This window comes from Rhodopseudomonas sp. BR0C11 (assembly GCF_010820945.1).
In the GTDB taxonomy this organism is placed as follows: Bacteria; Pseudomonadota; Alphaproteobacteria; order Rhizobiales; family Xanthobacteraceae; genus Rhodopseudomonas; species Rhodopseudomonas palustris_H.
In genome coordinates this window covers 1-14044 of record NZ_QTKI01000087.1, presented here as the reverse complement: position 1 = coordinate 14044, position 14044 = coordinate 1, and the positions used below count along the sequence as shown (strand labels likewise).

Sequence of the window (14044 nt, the reverse complement as noted above, 5' to 3'; positions counted from 1 at the left end):
GCGTGGCGGCTCTGGTTCCGCTCGGCTTCTACGCCGTCGTTGCGTGGTGGTGTTGGCGGCTCTACGCCCGTTCCGGCATCCTGCTGCTCGGCATGGCTGCATTCGGCATCCTGGTGGTGCTGACCAACGGCCTGTTCCAGGAAGAGGCGCTGTTCGCACCGCCCGCGATGGGCTTCATGATGTTGCTGGCCGGGCTGTTGCTCGGCAGCCAGATCCGCCACGAGCAGCCCCTGCTGGGATCTGCGGTATTAAGAAAATAATCCTTGACAGCGTCACGCTGCCCCGGTAGCTTCCGGCCATGCTCCACAATTGGGTTCTGACGGCCCCGCTGAAAACTCTTCGGCGGACAGGCGACCGCGATGGTCGTGGCGTCGAACGCGGCCATCGCGGCGGCACTCACCGCAGCTGAGCCGCGCTATCGAGTTCCCGCCTTGCGCCATTTGCCAGCCGAACCTCTCGGAACAGGATTTTCGATCGTGCGTTGGCGCATCGATAGCAATGTCGATAGCGCTCAACAGCGAGGAGGGGTCATGGCGACTCGTGATGAAGGTCGAATCATCGAAAATCCGGTCGAGGCCCGACAAGGCGAACGTGGCCCCTCGGTGCTGGCTCTGCTGACAATCAGCACGGGCTTGGCCGTGCTGGTGTTGGGCGTGATCTGGTTTGTGTGGTTCAGGGTGTAGCAGCGGGCGTTCTGCTCAGCACCCTGGTCAGATCGACCACGAAGCGTCGAACAAGCGCCGAGCAAGTCTCGGCGCTTCGCTTTTGGGTGCCACCCGACAGGGCCGGATCTTTGCGTTGTGGCGACCGGACGCGCCACAACGTCCTATCACTCGGCACATCGCGCGCCCACAGCGCCATTCAACTCAATTCCCTCAAACGTATGTGAGCGCTGAAGTGCGAGGCCACCGCTTCGCGCTGAATTGCTGCTGCTGAAGCGAGGACGCAAGCGATGTTCGACCGGCTGAAGGCCTTTCTCGCTCTCCCGGAGGTCAAGACCTCGCGCACCGCGACGCTGCTGGCATTTGAGCGCAGCGGTGTGGCGCGTTTCACGCCGCGCGACTACGCGGGGCTGGCGCGCGAAGGTTATGTGCGCAATGCGATCGTGCATCGCTGCGTCAGGCTGGTGGCGGAGAATGCAGCCGCCTGCGTGTTCGGCGTATTTGACGGCGCGCGGGAGAAGGAGGCGCATCCGTTCGCCGCCTTGTTAGCGCGCCCTAATCCTCGCCAGGACGGCGCTGCGCTGCTGGAGACGCTGTACGCGCATCTTCTGCTCGCCGGCAATGCCTATATCGAGGCGGTGACGCTCGGCGAGGCGGTGCACGAACTCTACGCGCTGCGGCCCGATCGTATCAAACTGATCCCGGGCGCCGATGGCTGGGCGGAGGCGTATGATTACAGCGTCGCCGGCCGCACCGTGCGGTTCGATCAGCATACCGCGCCGGTTCCGCCGATCCTGCATCTGACGTTTTTTCATCCGCTCGACGATCATTACGGCCTGGCGCCGCTCGAAGCCGCCGCGGTCGCGGTCGACACTCACAACGCCGCGGCGCGCTGGAACAAGGCGCTGCTCGACAATTCGGCGCGGCCGTCGGGCGCGTTGGTGTACGCCGGCCCGGAAGGCGCCGTGCTCAGCGAGAACCAGTTCGAACGGCTGAAACGCGAATTGGAGCTCACCTACGAAGGCGCCGCCAATGCCGGTCGGCCGCTGCTGCTCGAGGGCGGGCTGGAATGGAAGGCGATGGCGCTGTCGCCGAAGGACATGGATTTTCTCGAGGCCAAGCACGCCGCCGCGCGCGAGATCGCGCTGGCGTTCGGCGTGCCGCCGATGCTGCTCGGCATTCCCGGCGACAACACATTCTCGAACTATCAGGAAGCCAACCGCAGCTTCGTGCGCCAGACCGTGCTGCCGCTGGCGACGCGCGTCGGCAACGCGCTGGCACAGTGGCTGTCGCCGCAATTCGGAGACGGCGTGCGCCTGGTGATCGACACCGACCGGATCGACGCGCTGTCGCCCGACCGCACCGCGCTGTGGGACCGCGTCACCCGCGCGCCGTTCCTCACCCTGAACGAAAAGCGCGAAGCGGTCGGCTACGCGCCGATCGACGGCGGGGACGGGTTGGGGTGAGCCGGCACCGAAGCGCGATAGGCTCGGGTGCTAGTACGATCGCCCTCACTAGTTATGAGTTTAAGCGGATCACGACGATGAATGATAACGAGTCAGCGTGGCTCTCGCATCAGCGCGCGCGCTGGATGCGGCCTGATGCGCATCGCTTCGTGCGGCCTGACGCGGCCCGCTGGATCAGGCCGGATGTGGTACGCTTCCTGAAGCCCGGCGTAAGTTCATCGGAAGTGTTCGCAGCGCTGGACCGCAAGTTCAATCCGAACCAACCCCGGATACCCGCAGGCCACACGGGCGGCGGACGATGGACAGATGGAAGTGGGCCATTGGAGGTGCAGCAGGAAGCCGAGCTCACAGACAGTGATATCTCGGCCGACGCAAACTCCGCGCTCGCATTTGGGGCTCAAAGCCCAGCCGACCTGAAATCCTGGCTTAAGCACCTTGATGATCTGGCCTGGAAGGATCCACGGCCGATCCCCAACTCCGAAGCAACCGACGTCGGCGACAACCTCGAAGAGGTTCAAGGCCGTCGACCGCCGCTGTCGACCTGGTTTCCGGGGGCGTCGACAGAGCAGTTGGTCCGTTTGGATCTGGCGACATCCCGCGGCGAAGCGGCTCTGGCCGAAATCCGCCGCTACGATGAGGACTGGAAACCGCGAGAGCTCAGCTTCGAGTCCTTCGGAAGTATCAATGGCGCGATCGCTAAAGCCGAGGCGCGCGCAAGGGAATCGGAGACCTATCTCGATCGGCTTCGAACCGGGGTCGGCGGTAATCTGGGGCCGCCACTCGATCCGTCGCCCACCAATCGGATCCCGGAGCTCGGCCCCTGTGATGGGACGTCATGGATCAACAGTTATCGAATATACAATAATAGGACAGATCTATTTGGTCGACCTGTCTGGCCGATGGATAAAGGGACCGTTGCGGTCGCAAGGATTGAAGGCGACGTATACTTCGGCGTCAACTCGCATGCGCCAGGTTACAGCAACACCGATTGGATTCTGGCTGCAGGACTGCGCGATCAGATGGCTGTCGAGTACCCTGAATTGATCAGGGGAGAAAATATGGGATCTCGACCACTTGATGCTGTGTTTCATGCAGAAGCCAATCTTCTCATCCGAGCGAGTCGATATATTGGTAGTCTGGTGGATCGGTCCATCGAGCTGCAAGTCGATCAGCCCGTTTGCTGGAGCTGTGAACAGGTGTTGCCGAAAGTCGCACTGGGATTAGGCAATCCGTATGTCACGATCCGCGAGGCAAGATCAGGTCGCGCGAGCGTGATGTGGCAGGGCGAATGGCAAGTCTGGAGAAGGAAGTGAGGAAGCGGATCTACTTTCAAGATCTGGACCCGGACGGTTGGCCGGAGCCCGGCGAGCTAGCGCCTTACTTCCTGGCGCCGGCCAAAAATCCGTGGGCTCCCGATCCGCACGGAAACGACGAGTTTGGGCTCGAGATTTCGGGATTGTACGGCACCGAGGGCCAGCCCGGGATCGATCGGGTCACCGCGCGCCTCACAATGATCGGCACGCCGGATTTCGGCGTTTTCCTTTACTACCGCAAATGGGATGGCCGGACCAGGCAGCCGTTTGATTGTTACTCCAAGGGTGACATGAGCCGGATCAAGGAGTGGTTGCGAACGCTGAAGGGCGATTTGCGGCCGATCGGTCTGTTTATTTCCTACGCGCAAGCGTGGCCCGCTGTGAAGGAGTTCATGGAGCGGGACGGCGAACTACCGACCAGCATCGAATGGGTCGACGGCAAGGATCTTCCACCGAAAACCTTTCGTTTCCCGGGTTTCTTCAAACCGGGGCCGGAGCCACGCGTATTGCGGGATGAAGATATTAACGAGCAGCCACCCGGCGATGGCTTCAAGTTCTTGCGCCGCTGAACTGCGAGCGCAGAACGTTACTCGGATGATGCCGAATAACGGCGGGTGGACGACTCCCCACTACGCGGGGGTCTGCGGGCGAGATGCCGATGTCCGATCTGATCAAGATGTTCTCCGACCGCGGTGATCTCGCTCACGTGGCTTTGTTGCTGTGGGCGATCGGCGCCAGTCTCGGGTTGTGGTTCGTGCTGCGGGAGTGGGCGGCGGCGGTGCGGCGGTTTGATGATTTCGTCCACGCGCTCGATCTGTTCAACCGCCGGGCGCGGCGCCGGGCGCATGACGAGGAGTAGGGCGATGCAGCGGCTGTCCAGTGTGCTGAGCCGGGTCCGCGCCGAGACCAAGTCGGCGCGCGATCCGCAGGCGATCTTCCGCGAATTCCTGGCGCATCTGTCCGGCGCACCGCGCAAACCGGCGCCGCGGCGTGCCGCGCCCAAGCCGCCGCCGCGCAAGCGGTCGGCCAAGCGCGCGAAGTAACCGCCGCGCCGCCGCGGCGACTCCGCCGCGCAGACCACCGCACACCACCGCCATCCGCACTCACGCGTATCTTGCGAGGCCGCACATGCTCGCCCCGTCGCCTGCGCTCGCCCCGTCGCCTTTTCCTGCGCCGCTGCCGGCGCGGCTGTCGCTCGCCGAGGACGGCAGCATCGACGGCTATGCCAGCCTGTTCGGCGAGATCGACCAGGCCCGCGACATGGTGATGCCGGGCGCCTTCACCCAGACGCTGAAGCAGCGCGGCCTGCGCAAGATCCCGATGCTGTTCCAGCACGATCCCGCCGAGCCGGTCGGCGTCTGGCTGGAGCTGGCGGAGGATCTGCGCGGCCTGCGTGCCCGCGGCCGGCTGATCCCGGATGTGGCGCGCGGCCGTGAACTGCTGGCGCTGCTCCGCGCCGGCGCGATCGACGGGCTGTCGATCGGCTATCGCACCGTGCGCGGCCAGATCGATCCGAGGACGCGGGTGCGGCGGCTGTACCAGGTCGATCTCTGGGAGATCTCGATCGTCACCTTTCCGCTGCTGAACGGTGCGCGCATCGCCACCGTCAAGCAGACGCCGGGGCCCTCGCCGCAGCGCGTCGCGGCGGAAGCGGCGTGGCGCCGCGTCCACGACGCGGCAGCGATCAGTTCCGGCGATGCCGCGGAGGCACCGGCATCGCCGATCCGGCGCGGGAGGATCGCGGCGACGCTGTCCACCCGCGCCGGCCGCAAACAGGCGCTGGCGAGTATCAGCCGGCGAAGCTGAGCCGCGCGTCCGATCACGACTTCACCCCATCCCCCACGAAGGACCTGCCGATGACCACGTTCGACCATGCTCCCGAGACCAAGGCCGGCTTTGCCGGCGACGATGCGCAGCAGGTGTTCGATGCCTTGATGCACGCGTTCGAGGACTACAAGGCCGAGAACGACGCGCGGCTGAAGGCGATCGAGACCGGCAAGGGCGACGTGCTGGCCGAGGAGAAGCTGGCGCGGATCGACGCCGCGCTGGATCATCAGCAGCGCCGGCTCGACGAGCTCGCCCTGAAGGCGGCGCGGCCGCAGCTCGCGGCGGAGCGGCCGCAGCCGGCCGCCGATCAGCGCGAGCACAAGAGCGCGTTCGAGGCCTATGTGCGCACCGGCGAGACCGCCAGCCTGCGCCGGCTGGAGACCAAGGCGCTGTCGGCCGGCTCCGCGCCCGACGGCGGCTATCTGGTGCCGACCGAGCTTGAGCAGTCGATCAGTTCGCGGCTCGCCGCGATCTCGCCGATCCGTTCGCTGTCGACCGTGCGCGAGATCTCCGGCGGCGTGTACAAGAAGCCGTTCGTCACCGCCGGGCCTGCGACCGGCTGGGTCGGCGAGGGCGACGCCCGGCCGCAGACCAATGCGCCGTCGCTGGATGCGCTGTCGTTTCCGGCGATGGAGCTGTACGCGATGCCGGCCGCGACCGCGACGCTGCTCGACGACTCTGCAGTGAACATCGACGACTGGCTGGCCGGCGAGATCGACCAGGCGTTCGCCGAGCAGGAGGGCATCGCCTTCGTGTCCGGCGACGGCGTCAGTAAGCCGAAGGGCTTCCTCGCCGTGCCGACCGCTGCCAACAGCGCCTGGAGCTGGGGCAAGCTCGGCACCATCTCGACCGGCGTCGCCGGCGCGTTCGCCGCCACCGCGCCCGGCGACGTGCTGATCGACGTGATCTACGCGCTGCGGCCGGGCTATCGCCAGAACGCCAGCTTCGTGATGAACCGGCGGACGCAGGCGGCGATCCGCAAGTTCAAGGATTCCTCCGGCGCCTATCTGTGGCAGCCGCCGGTCACCGCCGGCGGCCGCGCCAGCCTCGCCGGCTTCCCGCTTGCCGATGCCGAGGACATGCCGGATATCGCGGCGAATTCACTGTCGATCGCGTTCGGCGACTTCCGCCGCGGTTATCTGATCGTCGATCGCCAGGGCGTCCGTGTGCTACGCGATCCGTATTCGTCGAAGCCCTACGTGCTGTTCTACACCACCAAGCGCGTCGGCGGCGGCGTCCAGGATTTCGACGCCATCAAGCTGGTGAAGTTCGCGGCGGGGTGAGTTTTGATGCTAACGGGCCCGTTCGAAAAGAGATCGCCAAGGGTCGGGATCTGCTCGTGATCCGAATAAAATGGGAAGACTGTTGTTGGGAATCGAGTAGTCATAAGCAATCACCCACTGGCAGTCCTCCCATCCGAGCGGGTGCTTCGGATACAAGCGAAGCCCCACATCGCGACAGAATTTGCCAAAAGCCTCACGTCGCGGTGGATTGGTTATGATCCGGCTGGACGAAGAAAACGCGCGGTGTGTGTCATCAATGATCCGTACGGGTACGACGCTCAACCTATGATGAGCGTCCGGAATGCCTTCTAGAAACTTGATGGCTTGAATGTCTGCATGGAAGACTACCACATACACATAGGCTCGTTGGTCTCGAAGCGATGAAATCAGCGTATTGCGCACGTCTTTATCGGCGTCCAGAAAAAGGGCTTTATGTATACTCTTTCCACTGCCAACGCAGTCGTCAAAGCAAAATATATAAGCTGGCTGCTCCTTTGTAGCTTTTCGTATCCTTGGGAGCGCGGACTCCAAAGTAACGAAATGGATCGCAGGTTTGAGGTCATAGCCCAGCCGATGTTCGCTCTTCGCCGGGCCCTGTATAGAGATTGAGATCCTTGGGCAGTGTGGCGGCGTTACGATGGAGCGATACCTTTGCAATAAGCCTTCCGTAATTGTGAGCTCCGTAACGTATCCAAAACGCCGCAAATACGAGAGAATTTGATGAGCTTCTGCAAGAAAGCCGTGGGCGGAAAACTGACCCACCCATTCGCGTACTTCAGTAGGCGAAACTGGATGTCCTCTCGACTTCCAACCGCGCGCAACGGAAGCGTAGTGCATCTCTAAGGTTCTGTCGTCCGACCAGTTGATCGAACTGTTGTCGTCAAATAGATTAAAATCGTGCAGGGCGTCAAATCCTCTCTCCTGGTATCGAACTAACGCAATGCGAGTGAACCTCTTATCGCACTCTGCAAACAGTTCGTGCAACGCTTCTATTGCCAGATCTCCATAAGTCAAAGGATCATAAAGAAGCGAAGGTAACTCATCGCATGCTTCGTCCGAACAGTTAACTAGGATAAGAGGAATTCGAGCTGGCGCGCCGTCGAGAATTGTCTTGCACTTATTAGACGAAGAGCCTTGGCCATCAACTATGGCAGCCGCAGCATTGCCGCTCAGAGACAAAGACGAAACCGAGGTTTCGGGAAAGTACTCCGCGGCGGGAGAAATTTTGCGACACAGTGCCCTAGCGAGGGACTTGACGTCTGCTAGGGGGACGGTCTGTGCTGCGCGCAGAAGAAACCGAGGAGGGAGTCCTCCAAAGAATTCAAGCTCAAGTCCTCCAGCAAGCATGTTGAAGAATTTCCGGCGCCCCTCAGACGAGTTCATGGTACGCCCATTGCAGTCAGATCGTTCTCAGCCAGATACTCTGGAACAATCTGCATCCCAGCCATAGTGAAGCGGATGCAGGCGGAGAACACTTCTCCGGCTCTGAATTCTTTGAACTGATGTGGCTGGTATTTGATGTTCAGCTTTGTTCCAGAGATCGTCGCAGAGCCCGCGACCACATCTCTCGCGATAAAGGAGAGGTGGCGTAAGGTTTGTCTATCGCCAAGGTTCAGCAGCGCGCGTTCGTTTATCCAGAACCATTGGCTCGTTTGAGATGATCTTAGGCCCCTTTTGTATGCACGGAGCTCGGAAAAGCGATCAGCTCCGCGCTCAAGTAGGTCAAGTTGGCAAAGGAGAGCAGCCTCATCATGCCAATATGGAAGGAATTCATTCGCAGACTGGCGCCTTAGCTCTACTAAGATGTTCAGTCGCTTCTCGAATTGAAGTCGTCCCTCTGGATCATCGAGATAGAGTCGGTAGAGCAAAAGCAGGCCTCGAACGGATTTTTCTGGGAGTAGTTCAAGATCGCCACGCAAGTCTCTCAGTGCGTCAGCGGTAAGAGGATTGGAGAAGGCGTCGCGCAAATTTGAAGCTCGAATTAGGCGTCTAATAGCAAGGGTAACGCCTGCTTCAGGGTTTCTGGTTCGAAAATCGTCTATGGTCTTGTCGATGTTCGGGATTGCGGAGAGGGCCTCTTTGTAGAGGTCGAAGACGTGAGCGATCTGAAGTTCTGCCTCCGCCGGGTCGGCATTCTTGATGGTTCTTTCTTGATTTATTCGAAGCAGTTCCTGTAACCGAACCTCGGCTCTCGAGTAGAAGGCCAGCTTTTCATCGTCAGACCAGGGTCCGTTCTTCACTTTCTGAAATATCTCGTGTGCGAATTGATATCTGGCGAGAGCATCCGTCGCATCAAGGCCTATGGCTTTTTCTTGGACATCAAGAGCCTTCGTGAAGCGTTCGGCAAACACCGATTGGTTGTCGGTAGCCTCAGCATATGTGAACATTAACATGGCGCGTGTGTTGAGAATGTATTTCTCTGGCTCGTGAGGATCATCAATTGCGAGAGACGATTTTAGCAGCCCTTCGGCGCTGTCGAACTCATCGGAGAGAATGTCCTCGACGCGATCTTTGCTAAGCGTTGTCCTATGCGGAGATTTGATTGCATCGATGCAGGCGTGGAGCAGGTGTGCATGGTAGCGGGCTTCGTGATGCGATATAGCCCGGCTAGTGACTTTTAGGAGTGTAGGGATGGCGTCGAAAATTGCTCTCGCAGCGCGTTGATGCGGTGTATCGGTCTCCAGAGAGAAGCTCTGTGCTCGGCGTTTAAACGTTTGTCCTAGCTTCGTTACGAGTGTCGTTGCGAACCAGACGTCATCTTCCTTTGTTGTCAAATTCATTAGTATCGGAAGTAGTGCCTTGTAAGGAACGCCGCCTTCAAACGGATCGATCGCGTCAGATAGAAGGCGTCCAATAACTGGGTGTCTAATGCGGAGGTACCAATTCTTGGTGGTGCGGCCTTCATTGTTCCAATGGAGAAAAACGTCGAGTGTTCTGTGAGATAATCGTGAGATCTCTTCGAAGTCATTGATGTTAAGTTCGTCAACGCGCCGTGTTGCATCATAAGGTATACTGATTCCGAATGCTCCCGCGGCGGCTACAGTGCGAACTAGTTGCTTAAGGTTGTCTGTGGGTAGTGATGTCCATTTAGCGTAGTAGTATTGCTCAAGGCTATTCGCTCCATGGACGCGTTCCGCTATGAAGGGTGATAATCCGACGAGGAATAAATGAGGTACGCGCTCTAGCCCGTTTGGCGAGCCCGGCGTTGAGCAGTAGTGCTCAACGGCGTTTAGTCCTTTGTGGTAGGCGCGCCACTCGTCGTCAGAGGGCATCGGCGCTAAGTTGTTTCGTTTTGAGAAGTGTCTCAAATGGCCGCCAATTTCTAGCATCTCCCTTTCGGAGATGTCGGCTCTTAGGCAAAGGATATCGTTAGCTTTCGTTATTTCATCCCTCGCTCGCTCAAATGCGCGAACTAGAATGGCCTCTCTGCCCAGTCCAGCTAGTCCTCGGGAGAAACGCTGGTGTTCAACTTCCTCGTCAAGGTCTTTGTCGATGAACAAGACAAAAGGTAGGTTTCCATGTCCACCCTTCGTGCTTCGTTTCTTTGCTTTTCTCCAGCGATCTTGGGTGTCGATGATAAACTGCGACATTGTTTGGCTAGACAGGCGGTTAGGGTTGGGCTTCGTAAGCAACACTGGATATCCCAGCTTTGCGATGTCGATCGCTGCTTGCCTAAGGCAGGTTGTTAATCCGCTCGCGGGCTCTGCAAAGATGCGAAATTGAACTAGGGATTCCCGCGGATCGGTACCTGTGGCCTCTAGTTCATTAAGAGCGTCGACAAGGAAGTTCGTCAGCGTGTCGGTCCGCGCGTCTTGACGAGCAGTCGATAAGGCTGTTTTTGCTTCGAGCTTCCTGTGGAAGAGTGCGTCTGCTGTGAAGATGCTCCAAATGGGGTCTCCCTTGAGGAAACTATCGAAGTCGTCCTGAGTGATCGAGCGCGCAGACAACTCGTCGCTGGACAGAAACGTCCAGCTTTCGTTGAGTGATCTAAGTAGGTCGACGTTTACCGATAGGTGTTCTGCATCGCGCAGAAGTGCAGATTGTGGCGGTGCGTCGTCTATACGTGAGCGGAAGGTATCTAAGAACTCCACAGAGTCGCGGAAGCAGTAGATGTCGGATTGTCCGGGGGAATCTGGCGCTATCGGTGTGTCGTGTCGAAACGTGATCAAATGTAATTGGGGTGCTACTTCTTGGATGAAGCTCAAATCGTCGCCGGCGCGATCAAGTTTCCCTACGAATATCAGGAGGCCGACCGCGTCGCTTACGCGGTTCTTCAATTGCATTGAATGGAAATGAGCCAGAGTTTTAGACCGAATCGCCTTTTGACTAGTTGTTGAATATACGCGGACAAATCGATCGCTCGGAAAGTCGGACACGTCCGCGTCAGCTGATTCGACAATTACAGCCTGTCGACCTGTACTAGATAGCGATAGTAGCTGCTCAATATCTATTGAGGGGTTCGTGTTCCAAATGTTGATCCAAGGAAAATTGATCAGTGGTTCAACATCGGAGAGCTTTGCGTCTGGAAGTATCCACAACGAAGCGTACCGCTGAATGAGAATGTCATTTCGTTTCGACGGTGGCATGTCGCTCCAATTCAACTCGGTCATTCGTCCCCCGCAATAGCCGGCCAGTGTTCAAGATGAGCACGTGATTCGCATGCGGTCCATATCGATTTGCGCTGAGCCGACTAGACATTTGGCCATCTGGCCTCCTAGCGTAAGTTTTGCGGCGTGGGATCCAGCAGCGAGCTTCGCATCTATCGTGTCTCTGATCTGCTTGCTCCAGTCCCATTGCCGGTTGACATTGACTGTCGCAGCGGGCTACGGGCGGTTGGCGGATCTGGCATCGCATGCCGAGTTGTTTTTCAGTTGTTATCCGACCCACGACTACGCCCATGATCCGCAAATACGAAGGGGCTGACGAGCCGTATAAATGCGTAGTGGTCTCTTCCATCTGTGCATCGGACTCACGCGATTGTCTTCGTAAACTGAGAGAACTGGAACTTAATGGGGCGGCTGGCGAGAGACTACACGCCGGATCGCCGCCATATTAGGTGCGGTTCGGCCTCACAACTACAATGGAGCCGTGATGACGGACGTTACCTCCGTCCATCCGCTGATGTGCAGACTCTCTGCCGAGGCGATCGCGCGCGCCCGGCAGCTTTACGAGCAGACGGACGAGCCGCTGACCTCGGTAGCGACGAAGTTCGAGATTAGCCGACATACCCTGTCGCGGTTGGCCGTGCGCGAAGGTTGGACGCCGCGGTCGAGTCGGCCGCGCGTGAGCCCGCGCCCCAAGCCGCCGGGGCGGCAGCCGAGGGGCTATGCGACGGAGATGCTCGCCGAACTGCGGCGGCGCTATGTTGACACCGATGAGCCGGTGGCGCGGATTGCCGACCAGATCGGCGTGCATCGCGACACGGTGGAGCTGCTGGCGCGGAAGCAAGGCTGGCCGCTGCGCAAGAACCGTCCGCCACGGGAGCTGCCAGTGACGTTGCAGATGAGCGTCGATGCGACTGCCACACTGCAGCAGGCGCGCGCCGCCGATATTGCCGCAGCGGCCGCTCCCGCGGCGCCAGCGACATTGTCCGAGTCGGTTCCGGTCGTGCCCGAGTCCGATCAGATCGAGCCGCCGCTGGGCCCGCCACCCGATCCCGCGCTGCTTGCGCTCCGTCTCGAACTCGCCGTCGCGCAGCAACTGCGCAAGGTCGAAGACTTGCGCGAGGACGCCGGCGCCGATCCGGCCAGCCGCGCGGTCGAGGCCGAGCGGATCGCCCGCACGCTGGCGGCGCTGACGCAGACGCTGTTCAAGGTTCGCCAGCTTCGCGATCCCGAGCGCGCGCTCAGCGCCGCCGATGACGAGATGCCCGCCGATGCCGATGGATTCCGTCTGGAGCTTGCGCGCCGCATTGAGACGTTTGTCGGCGGCGGGACTGACCGAGCACTTCCTGCGCCAGGCCAGCCTGCGTACGTTGGCCCGGTTGCAGGATGATTTCGCCACCTTCGCGCATCCGCATCAGGAGTTTGCGGACGCCGGCAACGACGGCGCGCCGTGGACCACCTGGCTGATGCTCGGCGGCCGCGGCGCCGGCAAGACCCGCGCCGGCGCCGAATGGGTGCGGGCGATGGTGGCCGGCACGCCGCCTTATGCGACGCGGCCGCACGGCCGGATCGCGCTGGTCGGCGAAAGCTGGCACGACGCCCGCGAAGTGATGGTGGAAGGCGAATCCGGCCTGCTGCGGATCTCGCCGCGCCGCGAGCGCCCGGAATGGATCGCCAGCCGGAAGCGGCTGGAATGGCCGAGCGGCGCGGTCGGCGAGGTGTTCTCCGCCGACGATCCGGATAGTTTGCGCGGTCCGCAATTCGAGGCGGCGTGGTGCGACGAACTGGCGAAATGGCGCTACGCCGAAGCCAGCTTCGACATGCTGCAATTCGGGCTGCGGCTGGGGCAGCGGCCGCGGCAACTGATCACCACGACGCCGCGGCCGCTGCCGTTGATCAAGCGGCTGCTCGGCGATCCGCATACCCGGGTGACGCGGGCGCCGACCCGCGCCAACGCCGCGCATCTGTCGCCGGCGTTTCTCGAAACCGTGGTGGCGCGCTATGCCGGCACACGGCAGGGCCGGCAAGAGCTCGACGGCGAACTGATCGAGGACCGGCCCGATGCGCTGTGGTCGCGCGAGGCAATCGAGCGCGTCCGCGCCGCGGCGGCGCCGCCGCTGGTGCGGATCGTGGTGGCGATCGATCCGCCGGGCTCGTCGCGGCCGGGCGCCGATGCCTGCGGCATCGTCGCGGCGGGACGCAGCGCGGCCGGCGATTACTACGTGCTGGAGGATGTCTCCAGCGACCGGCTGTCGCCGGCGGCCTGGGCGGCGCGCGCGATCGCGCTGTATCACCGGCTCGAGGCCGATGCGATCATCGCCGAGGTCAACATGGGCGGCGAGATGGTGCGCGCGGTGCTGCACGAGACCGACGCCGCGATCCCGGTGCGCGAGGTGCGCGCCAGCCGCGGCAAATTCGTCCGCGCCGAGCCGGTGGCGGCGCTGTACGAACAGGGCCGGGTGCGGCACGTCGGCTGCTTTCCGCTGCTCGAAGACGAGATGTGCGATTTCGGCCCGACCGGGCTATCCTCCGGTCACTCGCCGGACCGGCTCGACGCGCTGGTGTGGGCGATCACCGCGCTCGTCAGCGGCGCCCATGCCGGGGGACCAAGGATGCGGGTGTTGTAGGCTATAGGATCGGCCGAACGTGTAGGATGGGTTGAGCGGAGCGAAACCCATCGCGGCGGTGCTTCGTGGATGATGGGTTTCGCTGACGCTCAACCCATCCTACGGCTGGGGCCACGGCGTGGGAATGTGTGTGGTGCGACGGCATGGCGGCGGAACCATCGCGGGGCACGCCGGGTTGCCGGACTATCAACGCGGGAAGGTGACGTATGAGCCGTTCGATCACGAGGACGCCGCTGACGGTGGCGATCACGATGGCGCTGGG

Annotated in this window: 12 protein-coding genes and 1 pseudogene; 11 read left to right on the top strand and 2 right to left on the bottom strand. The window is 61.2% G+C overall.

The window, feature by feature from the left end:
* The 9 genes and pseudogenes from DYI24_RS09580 to DYI24_RS09540 form a co-directional block, all read left to right on the top strand.
* Positions 1 to 260: pseudogene (locus DYI24_RS09580) on the top strand (hypothetical protein); the annotation flags it as partial.
* Between the two features lie 99 nt (positions 261 to 359).
* On the top strand, positions 360 to 683 hold the full coding sequence (locus DYI24_RS09575) for a hypothetical protein (RefSeq protein ID WP_164572110.1): 324 nt from the start codon (positions 360 to 362) through the stop codon (positions 681 to 683).
* Between the two features lie 269 nt (positions 684 to 952).
* Positions 953 to 2128 (top strand): phage portal protein, encoded by a 1176-nt coding sequence (locus DYI24_RS09570; RefSeq protein WP_164572121.1) that lies wholly within the window; start codon positions 953 to 955, stop codon positions 2126 to 2128.
* Positions 2129 to 2205: 77 nt separating this feature from the next.
* Positions 2206 to 3441 (top strand): hypothetical protein, encoded by a 1236-nt coding sequence (locus tag DYI24_RS09565; protein ID WP_164572120.1) that lies wholly within the window; start codon positions 2206 to 2208, stop codon positions 3439 to 3441.
* Positions 3417 to 4010: a hypothetical protein gene (locus DYI24_RS09560; protein ID WP_164572119.1), complete on the top strand. Its 594-nt coding sequence runs from the start codon at positions 3417 to 3419 to the stop codon at positions 4008 to 4010. Before DYI24_RS09565 ends, DYI24_RS09560 begins: the two co-directional genes overlap by 25 nt.
* An 89-nt stretch (positions 4011 to 4099) precedes the next feature.
* Positions 4100 to 4300: a hypothetical protein gene (locus DYI24_RS09555; protein ID WP_164572118.1), complete on the top strand. Its 201-nt coding sequence runs from the start codon at positions 4100 to 4102 to the stop codon at positions 4298 to 4300.
* A 4-nt stretch (positions 4301 to 4304) separates the two neighbouring features.
* A complete protein-coding gene (locus DYI24_RS09550) occupies positions 4305 to 4484 on the top strand; it encodes a hypothetical protein (RefSeq protein ID WP_107355075.1) in 180 nt (59 codons plus the stop codon).
* Between the two features lie 85 nt (positions 4485 to 4569).
* Positions 4570 to 5247: an HK97 family phage prohead protease gene (locus DYI24_RS09545; protein WP_164572117.1), complete on the top strand. Its 678-nt coding sequence runs from the start codon at positions 4570 to 4572 to the stop codon at positions 5245 to 5247.
* A gap of 50 nt (positions 5248 to 5297) precedes the next feature.
* A complete protein-coding gene (locus DYI24_RS09540; protein WP_164572116.1) occupies positions 5298 to 6551 on the top strand; it encodes a phage major capsid protein in 1254 nt (417 codons plus the stop codon).
* A gap of 9 nt (positions 6552 to 6560) precedes the next feature.
* Here DYI24_RS09540 and DYI24_RS09535 read toward each other — a convergent pair whose 3' ends face one another.
* Together DYI24_RS09535 and DYI24_RS09530 are read right to left on the bottom strand one after the other, a co-directional pair.
* A complete protein-coding gene (locus DYI24_RS09535) occupies positions 6561 to 7934 on the bottom strand; it encodes a phosphoribosyltransferase-like protein (RefSeq protein ID WP_164572115.1) in 1374 nt (457 codons plus the stop codon).
* Positions 7931 to 11161 carry a hypothetical protein gene (locus DYI24_RS09530; RefSeq protein ID WP_164572113.1) on the bottom strand — a complete coding sequence of 1077 codons (3231 nt, stop codon included), beginning with the start codon at positions 11159 to 11161 and terminating at the stop codon, positions 7931 to 7933. The genes DYI24_RS09535 and DYI24_RS09530 overlap by 4 nt, the downstream gene beginning before the upstream one ends.
* Positions 11162 to 11642: 481 nt before the next feature.
* On the opposite strand from DYI24_RS09530, the gene DYI24_RS09525 reads away from it, so the two are divergent.
* Positions 11643 to 12545, top strand: coding sequence for a hypothetical protein (locus tag DYI24_RS09525; protein ID WP_164572112.1), 903 nt, complete (start codon positions 11643 to 11645; stop codon positions 12543 to 12545).
* A complete protein-coding gene (locus tag DYI24_RS09520) occupies positions 12427 to 13782 on the top strand; it encodes a DNA-packaging protein (protein ID WP_502706332.1) in 1356 nt (451 codons plus the stop codon). The genes DYI24_RS09525 and DYI24_RS09520 overlap by 119 nt, the downstream gene beginning before the upstream one ends.
* The last annotated feature ends 262 nt before the right edge of the window (positions 13783 to 14044 follow it).